Genomic DNA, 13,895 nt, shown 5'->3' on the forward strand with positions numbered 1-13,895 from the left:
AATTTTAAAATATTAGATACTATTGGTGTGACATCTTATACAATGTGTCACTTAAAAGGGAAGTCGGTGCAAATCCGACGCTGTCCCGCAACTGTAACGAGGAGTTCTATGATGATTTAGCCACTGTTCTAGAATGGGAAGGCCATCATAGTAACATTGATTCGAAGCCAGGAGACCTGCCAATTAGTGATTCCTGTAATGCCCACGAGGATGAAAGCGATTACGGACAATAGTAGAAGGAAATCCTTCTGACTTTGTTTAATCAAGGGTATTTCTATGCGTAATTTGCATGGAATACCCTTTTTTGCTTCATTTATAATGAATGATAGGAGTTAATAAACAAATGAATAAAAAATTTATGCTACTTTCAATGACTCTTCTACTAGTACTTATAATTTCAATGACAATTGCGATTATGGTTGGATCGGTTTCCGTTACGCCACTTTATGTATGGAAGGTCATCCTTTCTAAAATCCCAATTATACAAAATTCAATCGAACAAGATTGGAGTCGCTCACAGGAAATTATCATTTGGCAAATACGAGCTCCGCGTGTATTACTCGCTGCTATCGTTGGAGCGGGCTTGGCAATTGCTGGAGCAGCTATTCAGGCACTTGTTCGTAATTCAATTGCTGAACCATATATTTTAGGGATCTCTTCTGGTGCCACAGTTGGTGCCACAGCTGTCATCATATTAGGTGCTTTTTCATTTCTGGGCGTTTATGCTCTGTCCATATCTGCATTTTTAGGTTCTCTCACAGCGATGGGGTTAGTTTTCTTCTTATCGCGTGTGGGCGGTAGAGTCTCTGTCTTTAGACTTTTACTTTCAGGGATGGCGGTGTCGTTTATTTTATCTGCTATTTCAAATTTTATATTAATGACGTCGAAGCAAGAGGGGGGAATGAAGGCAGTCATGTTTTGGATGCTAGGAAGCCTAGCTGGTGCGAAGTGGAGTAATCTTTTAATTCCTGCAGTTATTTTTATTGTAGTATTTGCCTTGTTATGGCTTCACTATCGAAGCTTAAATTTATTACTTCTTGGGGAAGAAGCAGCTGTCACATTAGGGGTCAACTTACAACAGTTTCGGATACAGCTTATCTTATTAGTATCATTATTAACAGGTGTGCTTGTCGCTGTAAGTGGTTCAATCGGATTTGTCGGCCTAATCATTCCACATATTGTACGGCAGATTGTAGGTTCAAACCATAAATATGTTATACCGATTAGCGCTTTACTAGGGGGGATTTTCTTAGTTTGGGCAGATGCACTTGCCAGAATTTTAATTGCCCCTGAAGAAATGCCAATTGGAATCATCACGGCTTTTTGTGGAGGACCATTTTTCATTTGGCTGCTACGTCGTAACAATTATTCTTTCGGTGAAGGAGATTAAAGCATATGACATTAGAAGCGAAACAAGTATCTTTCTCCATTTCTGATGAACGCATATTACATGAAGTAAGTGTTCAAATAAAGGACAAGCAATTTGTTGGGCTAATCGGTCCTAATGGTAGTGGGAAGTCAACGCTATTAAAGAATATGTATCGTTTATTAAAACCAGAAAGTGGAACAGTATTATTAAATGAACAGGATATTTTAAAGCAATCGAGTAAAGGCATAGCTAAAAATTTAGCAGTTGTAAGTCAAGAAACACCGGTCTTATTCGATTTTACAGTACATGATTTAGTAAGTATGGGGAGAACACCTCATAAAAAACTATTGGAGTTTGATCAAGAACGAGATTTTCAAATTGTAAAAGATGCACTGAACCAAACAGGTATCGCTCATTTAGAGAAACGCAGCTTTAGCTCGCTTTCGGGTGGAGAAAAAAAGCGTGTGATGGTTGCTCGTGCCCTCGCTCAGCAAGCGCAGGTCCTTATTTTAGATGAGCCAACAAATCATCTAGATATTCAGCATCAATTGCAGCTAATGGATCTAATTCAAACTCTACATTTAACAGTTGTTGCTGCAATACATGATTTAAACATTGCAGCTATGTATTGCGATCAAATTTATGTTTTACAGCAAGGCCGAATTGTTTGTTTTGGAACACCAGCAGAAGTGCTTACACCGGCATTATTACAAGATGTTTTTGGCGTTTATGCCGATATTCAAACACATCCACTTACAGGTAAGCCATATTTAATGTATATCCCAGAGCAATTCGCGAAGGAAGATTTAGAAACTACATAAAGTGATTGATATATCAAAGCCTATTATGCCAAAAAATTAAGGTTGTAATTATGGTTTTTGGCAAAGCGAGGGGTTGATTTCCGTTCCGACTGGGCGCTTTGTTGCTGCCGCTACGCTTTCGCACAGAGCAGAGCTTCCTGGGGGCGTCCGATGTGAGCCGCTTTACTCGCTTTGCTCGCTCCAGGGTCTCATCTGTGACGCTGATCCCCAAGGAGTCGCCCAGTCTCCACTCCAATCAACCACTTCATATAATATATATCTTCTGGCCTGTCACTCTAATTAATAGTGATAAAATCCTCAAGATACACTATTTACATAGTTATAAAATAAAGTTTCAACGAAAAAGTTTATTTCAAAAGGCTTATTCACAGTATAAAGAATTGAAGTCAAATTAAGATATTGCTTTTAAACCTGCCACACCAATGATAATGGCGATGATACTAATAATTCGAGTCAGGTTTTTAGATTCTCCAAAGAATATAATATTCACGAGAACAGCACCAACTGTACCAATACCAATCCATACTACATAGGCGATGCTTAACTGTAAATAGTTAAAGGATGCATATAAAAGCACAAAAGACATTCCAAAGCCGCCTACATATATTAATAAATTACGTATAGTTTTTTCCTGACTATAAAAGCGTAAACCTACAACACCTATAATTTCTGAAATTGCAGCTAATAAAACAAGGAACCAACCCATTATGCATGAGCTCCTTTCTTTTCAACAGGATCTTTTGAAGGGTTATCAGATAAATTAAGACCAATAACACCCAGTACTAAAATAAACATGAAAATTCCTTTAATAGCATTAAACTCCCCGTCAAAAATAAAAATGTCCATTAATGTAGTACCAATTGTACCGACCCCAGCAAAAGTCGCATAAACTGTGCCTGTAGGTAGGTTTTCACAAGCTTTCGATAAGAAATGAAAATCCAACGCAATTAAGGACACAATAATAATCCAATGCCACCAAGCATTTGCAACATTAAAACCAAATATCCAAAACAATTCAAACAAACTAGTTAATCCAACATAAATCCAATCTTTTTGCATAGCTAAATTCCTTTCATTTATCCATTATTATGACTGACATTCAGTCATTTTTGGTCTAAAAGAGAACGTCACTTATGTGTGACGTAAACCGAGTGCATGATGTAAAAAGTCGAGGAGCTCAAGCTTTTGAAGTCTAATTGTTTCTTCTTCACTGTCGTCATACAAATAAATTTGTTCAGCGGCAGATTCTACTAGACCAATTATAAGTTTGGAAGAACGTGTAGTATTTAGAGAAGCACGTATCGTTCCTTGGTGTTGAGCCACAGATAAGAAATGATTCATCCATTCGTAATAGGGTGCATATATATTTTCCCATTCTTTCATATGCTCAGTTTGTGTAATACCGGCATAGATAAGTGCAAATACATCTCGATATTCCTCTGTTAGAGAAAAAACAATATCTACTACTTTTTCAAGCTGTTTTACAAAAGGCTCTTGTGTCGAAATACCATCGTTAATAGCAGCAATAATTTTTTCAACCATAACTTTCGCAATGGCTGGCATAACTGAAAGTCGTGATGGGAAATAAAGATAAAATGTTCCTTGTGCAATACCTGCAGCTTTTACGATATCTGAAACCTTTGTCTTTTCTATTCCTTTTTCACGAAAAACTTCAATTGCAGCCTGAATAATTTTCTCTTCCTTTGACATGGAATCCCTCGCTTTTGACCTGCTTATTTAATATGTTACAAAATAGCTGAAATAAAGTCAAAGAAAATGACTGACAGTCAGTCATTATTTTCGTGTATATATGTATCTAAAACGGGGAATTTTATTCGTGAAAGGATTTGATGAAAATGAAAGAGGTAAAGGTTGCGCAATTAGATCAGCAACAGCTTGAAAAAATTAATGAGCTAGAAAAGAAAATTGGAGTAACATTAGTGGCATATGATTCTTCTACAATGTCATCACAGGGCTCGGGTGCCTTTGAGTCGATTAATAGTGCTCACAGCAATCAACCTTCATAATTAAGAGTAAAATACCTTGCAGTAATGTGAGGTTTTTTCATTTTTACGAAAAAATAATAGGAGTGGTTACAATGATGAAAGATTTCTATACAGATTTACATATTCATATTGGACGTACTTCTAGTGGACGCGCTGTCAAAATTACTGGCAGTAAAACGCTAACGTTAACAAGAATTCTAGAGACTTCTAGTACAAGAAAGGGACTAGATATTATTGGGATTATTGATTGTCATTCACCAGAGGTAATGGATGAGATGGCAGAGATGATTGGACAGGGCGAACTAAAGGAGCTAGTGCAAGGAGGGCTTCGTTATCAAGAAACAACCCTTATCCCGGGTACTGAAATTGAGATTTATGATCATCATTGCCTTGGGCCAATCCATGTACTTGCCTATTTTCCAACGCTTTTGCTTATGAGGGAATTTTCAAATTGGATGTCTAATCATATGAAAAATATTCATTTAAGCTCTCAACGAATATATTGTGATGGTCGAACATTGCAACAAAAGGTTCGTGAGTTAGGAGGGCTCTTTATTCCTGCGCATGTTTTTACACCATTTAAAAGCTTGTTTGGTAAAGGTGTGCACCGTAGTTTAACAGAAGTATTTGACCCTCAGCTTATAGATGCAATTGAGCTTGGTTTAAGCTCTGATACCGATATGGTGAGTAGCATTAAAGAGCTTCAATCATATACATTTGTCAGCAATTCCGATGCACATTCACTTGGGAAAATTGCACGTGAGTATCAAAAATTAAGACTATTTGATGCCAATTTTACAGAATTAAAGATGGCGCTTCATGAACAGCAAGGTCGAGCAATAACAAGTAATTATGGCTTAAATCCTTTACTTGGGAAATATCATCAGACTGTCTGTGCAAAATGTGGTGAACAGCTTAGCAATACGGCAACAATCTGTACAAACTGTGAAAGTACGCAAATTATAAAGGGTGTTGCATCACGTATTAATGAGCTCTCAGAGCAAGTTACGGATAAACGTGCTCGACCACCATATATTCATCAAGTACCACTAGATTTTATTCCAGGTTTAGGGCCAAAAATGATGGAAAGATTAGTACAAGCATTCGGTACAGAGATGAACATCTTGCATCGAGTCACGCTAGAACAGCTCGAACAAATCGTGCCACATAAAATTGCCAAGATGATCGATTTAGCAAGAACGGGGCAATTGACAATTGAAGTTGGCGGTGGCGGCATATATGGGAAAATACAGCTTGAATAGAAAAAACAATAGTTTCTTTTTTAGCCCATTTTTATCCTCCTTATATTAAACTAGTGATTAGTAGAAATTGGAGGAGTGAGTGTATGCAATTATCAAAGAAATTTCGATTTTTAGCAGCGAGCGTTCTGGCGTTACAATTAGCAGTACCGATAGGAGCAAATGCTGAGGAACAGAGAGATTATATTGCGCCAAGTTGGGTAACTCAAGCAGATTACGTAGCACTTGGTGATTCCTTGGCACATGGTATGAATGAGATTGGTATGATCGGGTTAGGTTATACAGATTTTGTTGCGCAAGCTCTACAGCAGGACGGTTTAATAACTTCTTATAATAAGGGATTTGCATATTCAGGCTATACAACGAAAAATGTATTGGAGGATATACAAAATAATGTGGAAAAGCCAGTGATAGGATTCGGATATCAAAGTGAGAAGGTAAAGCTTCGCACATCTTTAAAAGAGGCGGAAATTATTACTCTAACCGCTGGTGCCAATGATTTAATACCCATTTTAGAAGAGTCTCAGACAACTGGTCTTAGTGCAGCAGCGATGTTAAAGGCTTCCCAAGGGGCAATAAAAAATATTGCCGCTATTTTGGATGAAATTAAGGAGCTAAATCCGAATGTTCAAGTTTACGTTATGGGCTATTATAATTCTTTCCCATACTATAGTGAGGATTTACAGAAACAATTTAAAGTACTATTAACAGTCATGAATTCAACGATTAAAACAACTGTTGAAAAAGCGGGTGCCATCTTTGTCCCGACATACGATATTGTAGCACAGGATGTTCCAAGCTATTTACCAAATCCTGAAAATATTCATTTAAGTGAAGCAGGCTATTTAGCAGTAGCGAATGAGGCGTTTTTACCAGCGATTAAAGCAAGTGCGTTATGGGATGTATCAAAGGCTATCCAAGCAAATATGAAAGATAGTAAAACTGTAAAAATAAGCTGGCAGGAAGCGATGGATAATGTAGGCGTTACTAATTACAATGTATATGTAAATGGTAAACTAACTTTTACAGAAAACGCTGATACAACGGCTATAACTTTGGATAATTTAACAGAGAATACAACATATACGGTAGCTGTTAAAGCAGTGGATGCAGCTGGCAATGAAAGTGTACAAAGTCCAACAATTACTTTTGCGACAGAAGGAAGAACTTTAAGCTTTACTGATATAGAAAATCATTGGGCAAAGGACTTTATTCAGAAAGCAGCTGAGACAGGTATTATGAAAGGCTACGCAGATGGTACGTTTAGACCAGAGCAAAATGTAACTCGGGCACAGGCTGCTAGTATGCTTGTTAGAAGCCTTGGTTTAACGACGAAGGAACAGGCACCATTTACCGACATTGCAAGCTATGATGACGGAACTCAGTCGGAGATTGCAGCAGCTTATGCATATGGGCTAGTTAAGGGAACGGATGGGAAGTTTAACCCTGGACAGCCAGTTACTCGCGCTCAATTAGCATTAATGATTAATCGTGCCTACGAACATCAGCTAAAGCAACCTTATGCTGTGAAAGGAAAAGTACCATTCTCTGATATTGCTTCTTACAATGAAGAAACTAAACATGCAATCACAATGTTGTATGAGCAAGGCATTATTATAGGTAATGAAGGGAAATTTTCACCAGAGGCTTCGACAAAGCGTAGCCATGCAGCAAAAATATTTGTAAACTTTAATAGTTTATTAAAATAAAGAAGTGCAAGTATTCAAGGTAGAGGCTGTGAATAGAAGCCTCTACCTTTTACGTTTTCAATAAAAAAATATAGTTTTAAATATTTTCAGGCGTGTTGATTAGGGAAAAATAGGTTTATTATTTGAGCGATAAAAGGATTTTTTTGTTGCTATTTTGCTAATATATGCCCATTTTTAACTGATTGTAGCCCGTAGCGGAAATCAGAGCCTTCTAATTAATTAAGATGGATAAAAATGGTTAATCAACATATCTGAAATATTTTATTTTTATTGTTATGAATATCTAGTACAATTTTTAGATGTAAATCATACTGAGGAGAAATTGATCAAAAGGAGAATGCGATGCTGTCATTTATTTTATCTGCAAAAAGATTATTAAAAGGGATATGGAGGTCATTCAAGCGTCCACAGTTTCTATCATTGTTTACAACATTATTTTTAATCATTCTTTCCGGAACAATGTTTTATAAAGGGACAGAGGGTTGGTACTGGCTGGATGCCATGTATTTTGCAGTAGTGAGTTTAATTCCAACAGGTGTTGAGACGGGTCTGTATCCTACCAGTGATTTTTCAAAGATATTTACGATGATTTATTTAATTGTTGGAACAGGCGTCATGTTTATTGCGCTATTGATGCTCGGTCGATCAATTGTCGATTTTTCAATTGAGGAAGATGAAAAAGAACAGGCAAAAAAACGTCTTGAAAATTAACAAAGCAGTTCAATAAATCTTTAAGATTTATTGAACTGCTATACTTTTCTTATTTACGATAATCTAGCAATAATGCCTTCTTCATCGTCTAGGACGAGTTCGATGCCTGTTGAAAATGGATCACTATGTAGGACATCTTTAATCCATACACGAAGTGCACCAATCATAGCTGCTGTATCGAACATTTCGATTTGACCATTAACTTCAACTTCTGCACCAAAGCCTGTGTCATCATCGTATGCTAGTTCTACAAGCACATCCTCAGGGCGAATGTTTTTATAATAGGCTTGTGATAAGCAAATTGCATTTATAATATCTTGCTCATTAATTATTTGTGCCATTGTGCTTCCTCTTTACGTTTTTTATCTTTAAACATATTAACAATTTTTACAACTAGCATTACGATAATAGCAATGGCTGCAACGTTAATTAATAAGCCTAAAATATTACCAAGCATACCCATACCACCGAAAAGACTTCCGAATAATAAGCCAGCTAAGCCACCAAGCATCATACCTTTCATAAGGCCGCCTGAGAAGAAACCACCTTTCTTAGCTGTTGAATCCGTTTTGTTTGTAGAAGTTGTATTGTTTTTATTTGTTGTTGCATTATTTTGGTCTTTAGATTTATCCTGAGATTTTTGGAAATTTGAGCTATTGTTATTATTATTGTTTGAGAAACCTTTTTTACCTGACTTATAGGATTTAGCTTCTGCAGTTGGTGTATCTGAGATGAACAATGTTGCACCTACTGTCGCAAACATAAGTGTCGCTGCAAAAAGAGCGGCAAGAATTTTTTTCATTACTTACATTCCTCCAATATAATTTTTAGTTTTGTTATAAACTAGTTCGTAATAGTTTAATTCTACATGAATCATCTTGAAAAATACAATAATCGCTTTCATTAATTTAGGCATAGCAACAAATTTGAACAAGTAGTGTCGGAAGGAAAGAATATAAAATGGCTCATTACCAAAAGGTGAGATGACATTTCTTAAAACGTAAGCCATGTATATGAGTTGATTGGAGTGAAGGCTGGACACCCCAGGAAGCACCCAGTCGGAACGGAAATCAATCCCGCGTTATGATGGTGAGCCTGAAAAATGATATAAAAGGAGTGAGAGGATGATTACAACGATATTACTATTAATTGCAATTTTTTTATTGTTATATACAACGGAAAAGAGACGTTTCTTCAATGCAGTAGTTCTAGGTTTTTTAGGCTTGTATATTTTGAGCACTATAATCAGTCATTATCCTCTATTGATGCCAAATGAGCAGGGGATTTTGTCGAAGATGGGGATAGTCATTATACTAGGAAGCTTCCCGAGTATTATGTTTATCTTATCGATAGCTACGTTTTTTAATAGTAAAGTTTTACTTGAAAAAGAAGGACGTAAAGTTCGTAATTTATTGTTAGCCGTTTTTGGCTTGAGCTTTTTTATCATGATGATTTGGTATGTTTTTGTTATTTTTACGAATATCGAACATGTAATTTGGCATATTCTTTTCTTCTATGTGTTTTTGGTGTTTGGCTATACAATGTTTTTATACACAAGTGTAATGGCCTATGCCACTCTATATCATTTTACGCCAATCCTTTATGAGCCTAACTATATTATTGCACTAGGATCAGGGCTAATTGGAGATAAAGTGCCACCACTTTTAGCTAGCCGTTTAGATGAGGCCGCAAAGCAATATCAAAAATATGGTGAACGACCATACATTATCGTCTCAGGTGGACAGGGGGATGATGAAAAAGTATCAGAAGCATATGCGATGAAAAAATATATCGTTGACGTACATCAAATACCAGCTCAAAAAGTAATAATGGAAGATCAATCGACAAATACTGAACAGAATATGGCATTCTCTAAAAAAATCATGGATAAACTTGCACAAGGAAAAAAATATCGATCCTTATTTGTGACGAATAATTTTCATGTTTTTCGTGCCAGTATTTATGCCAATAAAGCGAAACTTGATGCACAAGGTGTTGGTTCAAAAACAGCCTTTTATTATGTACCTAATGCTTTTACTCGTGAATTTATCGGTTTATTAGAAATGTATAAATGGATTCATGTCACTGTCTTTTTATTCATTACATTGTTCATTGGATTAATATTGAGAGCATATGTGTAACCATTTTTAAACTGTCTTCCATATAATAGTGGTAAGACAGTTTTTATCTTCATTCAGCAAATGTTTTTTGTAGCGACAGCAACAAAATGTTTTCTGTGCGAAAGCGAAGCGACAGCAACAATTACGCCAAGGCGAAATTGATAGAGTGCAAGGGGGGAAACTAATGTATGGGCAATTTTTTAGCAAAACAAAATAAAGAGCGAATTGAATCCCTACAAAAGCTCACGCAAACACAAGGTACATGGTTTGCACAAAACGGTAAATTGATAACAGTCGGAGAAGTGCAATTAACAGCCTTGCACAAAATATTACATGAAGTTGTGCGAGGACTTTTGAAAAAAAAACAACAAAGACATTTACAAATTATACATCCAGAGCAGGCACAGTCAGTACAGGAAAATGTGTTAACGCTTTTAGCTGAATATGATGATTTACTGCGTGAAGCAATTCCACTCCCTATCTATATTTTGATTTGGCAAATTTCTTCACTGGAGAAGTTAGCCAATTGCGTTGAAGTTGTTGATGATGTACTTGATATATTGGAATGGTATTTTATCCACCAAGATGAGCAGGTTGAGGCGTTTGACGAAGAAGATCTAGATCATGAAGTAATAATTGATTTATACAAAGATGCCATCGAGGAACAGGATGCAGATGCACAATTTCAGCTTGGAGAATATTATAGTGCAATTGATGGCACGCATTTCCAACCTGAAAAATCAATAAAGTGGTTTAAGTTAGCAGCAACACAGGGTAATGCTGACGCACAATATGCACTTGGTAATTTTTATTTTGAAGGTATAGGTGTTCAAGAAAACTATAACCGAGCTTTTTCATTGTATGAGTCTGCAGCAAAGCAGGGTCATCCAGATGCCTCAAATAATTTAGCAGATATGTACTTTAACGGTGAGGGTGTACCAGAAAATCTGGTACTTGCGAAGAAGTGGTTCGACGTCGCTGCACAACAAGGTGTGGCAGAGGCTATGTTTACACTCGGAATTATTTACGAGCAGGGATTAGGAATCGACAATGATGAGGAGCAAGCATGTAGCTGCTATAAAAAATCTGCTGAAGCAGGCTATGTTGAGGCACAATACCGACTTGGAGGAATTTATTTAGAGGGGCGTTTAGGTCAAACTAAAGATGTAAACCGCGGATTATATTGGTATGAAAGAGCTGCGGAGCAATATCACGTCGATGCCTTTTATGATTTGGGCTTTATTTGGAGCCAAGGATTAACAGGTATACGAAATATTGAAAAGGGTATTCATTGGTTTAAACAGGCTGCTCTTCAAGGGGATTCGGAAGCTAAATTACAACTAGGACACATATACAATAAAGGGGAAGGAATAGCTAGAAATATAAAAGAGGCTATAAAATGGTACGGACTTGCAGCAGATGCAGGAAACGAAGAGGCAGCTATTTTACTGCAAGAATTAAAAGGAATGTAAATTTTAATTAAAAAAATGTAGGTATTTAGATTTGATTATTACTCTCTTTTGTTTGGGTCTTAAGTTTTTGTTTTGATGTATTGCATAGGTATATAATATCCATATTCTCTAATTGTAAAAATATTAATATAATGAAGGGGCAATTACTACAAACAAAAACAAGGGAAAAATAAGCATAAAAAACAAGAGATGATGTAAATTGGCTACCAAAAAGTATTTTGGTAGCTTTTTTACTGCTTTGAACAATTAGTTAAGTCACAGGGACTTTTCATACATTTTTTAGAAAAAAATGTATATCTGGAAATTGACAGTTATTTATAAAATGTATAAGGTATATGAGTGATTTTGAAAGAGTAGTTAGTAGCTATAGCTAATTAATGTTATTCCGTTAAACTATTTTTTTGCAATATTATCGAAAATAATGGTACTTTTTCTTATTAGGCGTGTTGATTGGGAAAGTATAGGGTTATTATTGACCGGTAAAAGGATTTTTTGTTGGTATTTTGTTTATGTATGCCCATTTTTAGCTGATTGTTGCCCGTAGCAGAAATCAGCGTCTTTAAAATGGTTAACCAACATCCTGAGGGCTTATCACTAAAAGTTGAGGATAGCATTTATTAAAACATATGCCATGATATAAGTTGATTGGAATGGAGGCTGGGCGACTCCTTGGGAAGTAGCAATAAAGGAACGAAGGCTAAAAGCATCACGTCCTGTGATAACGCCTTCGTGACCTACATCGTGTAGGCCCAAGCGGCTCATCGGACGCCCGCAGGAAGCTCTGCTCTGCGTGAAAGCGAAGCGACAGCGGCAAATGTTTTCTGCGCGAAAGCGAAGCGACAGCAACAAAGTTTTATCTGTGCGAAAGCGAAGCGACAGCAACAAAGTTTTATCTGTGCGAAGCGAANNNNTGTGCGAAAGCGACAGCAACAAAGTTTTATCTGTGCGAAAGCGAAGCGACAGCAACAAAGCGCCCAGTCGGAACGGAAATCAACCCCGCGTGATGGTGATGAGCCTTCCTGATTTATTATATTTTTAGTGGACGGAATTAGATTTTTCTCAGCTTTGCAAAAGTACACGGCATGAAAGAGGGTAAATGTGTGATTTTTCAAAAACAGAGAAAGACAATGGCGTTAGATTTACAACAATACATTGTAAAAATGGATGTAACTAATCGCTATTCAATGAAAAAGCAAATTGAAATGCTCAAATTGACAAAGAGAGATTTACAATATTTAAAAGCCTTCCAACCTATTGTAGAAGGCAATATTGAACACATTGTTAATCGATTTTATGAAATGATTGGAACTGAACATAATTTAGTGGATATTATCAATAGACATAGTTCTGTGGAGAAGTTGAAAATCACATTACGACGTCATATTATTGAAATGTTTAATGGTACGATTGATGATGAGTTTTATCAAAGGCGAGTTAAAATTGCTAAGGTACATGTCCACATCGGACTTAAAACACAATGGTATATCTGTGCTTTTCAAGATTTGACAGCGTCACTTATTGACTTGGTTGAAGAGTGTATTAATCATCCAATGGATCAGTTCAATACAATTCGAGCTATTTCAAAAATTTCTAATTTTGAACAACAATTGGTTTTAGAAGCATTTGAGAATACGGTTGAGCAACTTCATGAAAATCTAGAACGTGGTAAAGAAGTGGTAGAGAAAAAGGTCGTAGAGTCTTCGGAAGGTCTTGCCACAATATCTCAGGAAACGAATAGCTCATTTCATCGCTTAAGTGGACAATCTGATGAAATTAAACAACTAGCGAAAAAATCACTTCAAGTGTCGACTATGGCTGAGAGTCAGGCATTAGAAGGTCGAGAAAGATTAAAGAGTCAATCACAAAATATGAGTAATATTATTTACTCACTTAATGATATAACTGAAAACATTGTACAGTTGACAGATATGTCAAAGGAAATGGAATCAATTATGAATGTTGTTACAAATATTGCTAATCAAACAAACTTGTTGGCTTTAAATGCGGCAATAGAAGCCGCTCGTGCTGGAGAAGCGGGTAAAGGCTTTAGTGTTGTTGCAGATGAAGTGAGAAAACTATCGATTCAAACGAAGGAATCTGTCACATCGGTAGCGATGTTACTACATAAAACAAATGAGCGGACAGATAAACTTGTTCAATCGCTTAGTAATATACAAGAAAAGGTAGCTTCTGGTGAGGAAAATATGGTAAAAACGGAAGGGCAATTTACTAACATATTGGAAGCTATGACAGAAGCCAAAGATCAAAATGGCCAGATGGAAAAAGAAATACAAACAATAGTAGAAACACTAAGTGAATTAGGTATTGCCTTTAATGAGGTTAAAAATTCTGCTGAAAAATTAGCTAGCTTTGCACAAAATCTCTAGAGGATATATGCTATTTGAACATAGAAAAAAATGGAGCTATC

General features: G+C 36.4%; 14 protein-coding genes and 1 riboswitch. Of the genes, 9 read left to right on the forward strand and 5 right to left on the reverse strand.

Going from position 1 to position 13,895, the window contains the following annotated elements:
* Positions 1-6: 6 nt before the first annotated feature.
* Positions 7-199: riboswitch (cobalamin riboswitch) on the forward strand.
* 144 nt (positions 200-343) lie between these two features.
* Both AN161_RS13275 and AN161_RS13280 read left to right on the forward strand, forming a co-directional pair.
* Positions 344-1,390, forward strand: coding sequence for an iron ABC transporter permease (locus AN161_RS13275; protein WP_053594841.1), 1,047 nt, complete (start codon positions 344-346; stop codon positions 1,388-1,390).
* 5 nt (positions 1,391-1,395) lie between these two features.
* A complete protein-coding gene (locus tag AN161_RS13280; RefSeq protein ID WP_053594842.1) occupies positions 1,396-2,190 on the forward strand; it encodes a heme ABC transporter ATP-binding protein in 795 nt (264 codons plus the stop codon).
* A 391-nt stretch (positions 2,191-2,581) separates the two neighbouring features.
* On the opposite strand, the gene AN161_RS13285 is transcribed toward AN161_RS13280, so the two are convergent.
* From AN161_RS13285 to AN161_RS13295, 3 genes are all read right to left on the reverse strand, one after another.
* Positions 2,582-2,896 carry an SMR family transporter gene (locus AN161_RS13285; RefSeq protein ID WP_053594843.1) on the reverse strand — a complete coding sequence of 105 codons (315 nt, stop codon included), beginning with the start codon at positions 2,894-2,896 and terminating at the stop codon, positions 2,582-2,584.
* Positions 2,896-3,249, reverse strand: a complete 354-nt coding sequence (locus AN161_RS13290; protein ID WP_053594844.1) for an SMR family transporter — start codon at positions 3,247-3,249, stop codon at positions 2,896-2,898. The genes AN161_RS13285 and AN161_RS13290 overlap by 1 nt, the downstream gene beginning before the upstream one ends.
* Before the next feature lie 72 nt (positions 3,250-3,321).
* A complete protein-coding gene (locus AN161_RS13295; RefSeq protein WP_053594845.1) occupies positions 3,322-3,900 on the reverse strand; it encodes a TetR family transcriptional regulator in 579 nt (192 codons plus the stop codon).
* 146 nt (positions 3,901-4,046) lie between these two features.
* On the opposite strand from AN161_RS13295, the gene AN161_RS30155 reads away from it, so the two are divergent.
* From AN161_RS30155 to AN161_RS13310, 4 genes are all read left to right on the forward strand, one after another.
* Complete coding sequence (locus AN161_RS30155) at positions 4,047-4,217, forward strand: hypothetical protein (RefSeq protein WP_198926883.1); 171 nt, start codon at positions 4,047-4,049, stop codon at positions 4,215-4,217.
* Between the two features lie 74 nt (positions 4,218-4,291).
* Positions 4,292-5,458 carry an endonuclease Q family protein gene (locus tag AN161_RS13300; RefSeq protein WP_053594884.1) on the forward strand — a complete coding sequence of 389 codons (1,167 nt, stop codon included), beginning with the start codon at positions 4,292-4,294 and terminating at the stop codon, positions 5,456-5,458.
* A gap of 83 nt (positions 5,459-5,541) precedes the next feature.
* Entirely contained in the window at positions 5,542-7,164 is a 1,623-nt protein-coding gene (locus AN161_RS13305) for an S-layer homology domain-containing protein (RefSeq protein ID WP_053594846.1), read from the forward strand.
* 342 nt (positions 7,165-7,506) lie between these two features.
* Positions 7,507-7,875, forward strand: coding sequence for a potassium channel family protein (locus tag AN161_RS13310; RefSeq protein ID WP_053594847.1), 369 nt, complete (start codon positions 7,507-7,509; stop codon positions 7,873-7,875).
* Between the two features lie 53 nt (positions 7,876-7,928).
* On the opposite strand, the gene AN161_RS13315 is transcribed toward AN161_RS13310, so the two are convergent.
* Positions 7,929-8,216, reverse strand: coding sequence for a DUF2653 family protein (locus AN161_RS13315; RefSeq protein ID WP_053594848.1), 288 nt, complete (start codon positions 8,214-8,216; stop codon positions 7,929-7,931).
* Entirely contained in the window at positions 8,204-8,677 is a 474-nt protein-coding gene (locus AN161_RS13320) for a hypothetical protein (RefSeq protein ID WP_053594849.1), read from the reverse strand. The genes AN161_RS13315 and AN161_RS13320 overlap by 13 nt, the downstream gene beginning before the upstream one ends.
* Positions 8,678-8,999: 322 nt before the next feature.
* Between AN161_RS13320 and AN161_RS13330 the strand changes: the two genes are divergently transcribed.
* The 3 genes from AN161_RS13330 (at position 9,000) to AN161_RS13340 (ending at position 13,854) form a co-directional block, all read left to right on the forward strand.
* Positions 9,000-10,016, forward strand: a complete 1,017-nt coding sequence (locus tag AN161_RS13330) for a YdcF family protein (RefSeq protein WP_053594851.1) — start codon at positions 9,000-9,002, stop codon at positions 10,014-10,016.
* Positions 10,017-10,183: 167 nt separating this feature from the next.
* Positions 10,184-11,467 carry a tetratricopeptide repeat protein gene (locus AN161_RS13335; protein WP_053594852.1) on the forward strand — a complete coding sequence of 428 codons (1,284 nt, stop codon included), beginning with the start codon at positions 10,184-10,186 and terminating at the stop codon, positions 11,465-11,467.
* 1,100 nt (positions 11,468-12,567) lie between these two features.
* Positions 12,568-13,854, forward strand: a complete 1,287-nt coding sequence (locus tag AN161_RS13340; RefSeq protein ID WP_053594853.1) for a globin-coupled sensor protein — start codon at positions 12,568-12,570, stop codon at positions 13,852-13,854.
* The last annotated feature ends 41 nt before the right edge of the window (positions 13,855-13,895 follow it).

The sequence above is a fragment of the Lysinibacillus sp. FJAT-14222 genome (assembly GCF_001278875.1).
Taxonomy (GTDB): domain Bacteria; phylum Bacillota; class Bacilli; order Bacillales_A; family Planococcaceae; genus Lysinibacillus; species Lysinibacillus agricola.